Below are 2,524 nucleotides of genomic sequence, written 5' to 3'. Positions count from 1 at the left end.
GCTAGAGGTACCTGGCGAAACACGTATTGTGTTTGTGTTGCCTTATCAGGGCAATACGTTGCTGGGTACGACCGAAGTGCGGCAGCAACTTACCGACCCTATTACCTGTTCTGACGAAGAACGAGACTATCTGTTAAACGTGTACAACCATTATTTTCAGCCCAAAGCAGAGCATGATAATGTACTCGCTGACTTTGCTGGCGTGCGGCCATTGCTGGGTGGCAGTGCTAATGCCAGCAAAGCGAGCCGCGAGTATCAGCTTAACTGGCAGGGGCAACTGCTAACCGTTTCGGGCGGTAAGTGGACTACCGCCCGCGCGCTGGCAAAGCAGGTTAGGCTAGAGGTTGAGGGGAGCAAATCCAGGTAGTATTACGATAATATTTCGCGATAAAAACTCGCATTGTCATTTAAATTAAGTATGATTTTGGACAGTAAAATGGCCATTAAGAGGTAGGCATGTTGTCATCTTTTAAAAAAATGGCGGTAAAGCAGCAATTTGTGCTGGTGCTGGTTCTGTTAATACTAGTCAGCTCGGTGCTAAGCGGTGTTCTGGCTTATCGCCAAGCGAAGCAGCTGGTGGTCAACCGGATGCTGCAGCATGAAATGCCTGCTGTGGTTGGGCAGATAGGGCAGACCCTGGAGGCGCAGGTAAGCCAGATGACCACGGCCACCCGACAGCTGGCAGAGAATCCCTACATATTACAGTGGGCAGAGCAGGGCTTTACCAAACCGGAAGAAGAGTTGCTGCTACAGCAAATTCGCAATGTTAAAAATCAGCTTGGCCTGGACGCGGCGTCATGGGCAGACCGGAAAACCGGCCGTTACTGGAATCAGGATGGTTTTTTACGGGTACTGAATCAGCAGGAAGACGGATGGTTTTTTGCATTCAGGGACTCTGGAGCTGCCACCAACGTCAGCCTGTTTACCGAGCCTGGTGGTAAGGTACGGATGTTTGTGAACTATCAGCAGCTCAACGGTCGTGGCTTGTCAGGGATAGCGGTATCGCTGCAACAAATGGTCGATTATCTCAGCGGGCTACGGATTGCCGACACGGGTCTGGCTTATCTGGCCGATGGTGATGGCAATATCGTGATCCACCCCAATACCAGTCTGATTGGTCAGCAAACCATGTCGCAGTTATACGGCAGCGGCATAACCGGACAATTGGTAACGGGAGAGGCATTACGCACTCAGGTCACCGACAATTTACTGCTGGTGAGCGTGCCAGTGCAGGGTACTGTCTGGTCGGTGGTTGCACAGGTGCCGCTGACAGAAGTGCTGGCCCCGGTGCAACAACTGCGCAATACGTTACTGTTAACCGGGTTGGCGGCCACGCTGATTGCAGGGTTACTGGCCTGGTTATTGGCCAGCTCCCTCACCCGTCGTTTACATTCGGTAGCTGAAACGCTGCAGAACATTGGTGAGGGCGAAGGTGATTTACGGCAGCGTTTGCCAGCCGATGGCGCTTTGGAAGTGCGCCAGATAGGTTCTGGATTTAACAATTTTGTGGCGAAAATTCATGGCTTGGTAAGCCAGCTGCACCAACAAAGTGAGCAACTGCAGCAGTCGGCCGTGCAGGTTAATAGCAGTGCTGATAGTAATCGGGACCTGGCGCAGGAGCAGCGCGACAGGTTAAGCGGGATTGCTACCGCAATAGAACAGTTGTCTAACACCATCAGTGCCGTAGCAGGTAATGCGGCTAGAGCAGCCGATACTGCGGAACATACCAACCAAAATGCCAGCCGCGGGCTTGAAGTGATAAGTAACACCAGCCAGAGCCTGCAAAAACTTACCCTGGAAGTTGATCATATAGCGGCGGTAGTGGCCACCCTCGCTAAAAACAGCGACAAGATCGGCGGCATTCTTAATGTTATCCGCGCTATTTCGGAGCAAACCAACTTGCTGGCCTTAAATGCGGCTATCGAAGCAGCGAGGGCTGGGGAGCATGGCCGGGGTTTTGCGGTGGTGGCGGATGAAGTGCGGCAACTGGCCCAGCGGGCAGCAAGCGCTACCGATGAAATTCAGCAAATGATTAATCAGTTAAACAGTGAGTCACAGCAGGCAGTAAATGCGGCTGAGCAAGGCAAGCAGCAAGCCAGTGCCAGTGCCCAGGCAATGGTGCTGGCAACTGCTGAATTACAACATATCGCAGATGGTATTCGGGAACTGGATCAGCTGAACCGGCAAGTGGCGACGGCTACCGACGAGCAAGCGGCGGTAGTACAGCATTTGGGACAAAGTGTGCACAGTGTGGCGCAGTTAGTAGATGACAGCACCCGTTCTGCCACGACCCTGGCCGAGTTCAGTGTGCAGCTACGCCAGTTGTCAGTCGAATTAAACCGGCTGATAGACCGGTTTATCGTATAGCGATTTTTTATCGCTGCGTGATGTCGCGGTTTTACAGAGTCAGCGCCAGAATTTTGGAGCGGCGCTGATAATTATACAATTGCTTTTTCTGGCTGGGTAAATCGTCAACCGTAACCAGTTCAAAGCCCTGCTCTAAAAACCAGTGAATGCTGCGGGT

The 2,524-nt window shown here is 52.3% G+C and carries 1 protein-coding gene and 1 pseudogene; both read left to right on the top strand.

The features are described from left to right. Positions 1–367, top strand: a pseudogene (locus tag ABY802_RS16570) (FAD-dependent oxidoreductase); the annotation flags it as partial. Between the two features lie 89 nt (positions 368–456). After that, on the top strand, positions 457–2,367 hold the full coding sequence (locus tag ABY802_RS16565; RefSeq protein WP_372628224.1) for a methyl-accepting chemotaxis protein: 1,911 nt from the start codon (positions 457–459) through the stop codon (positions 2,365–2,367). The last annotated feature ends 157 nt before the right edge of the window (positions 2,368–2,524 follow it).

Source organism: Arsukibacterium sp., from assembly GCF_041616895.1.
Classification (GTDB): Bacteria; Pseudomonadota; Gammaproteobacteria; order Enterobacterales; family Alteromonadaceae; genus Alishewanella.
This window is presented reverse-complemented; position numbering and strand designations above follow the sequence as displayed.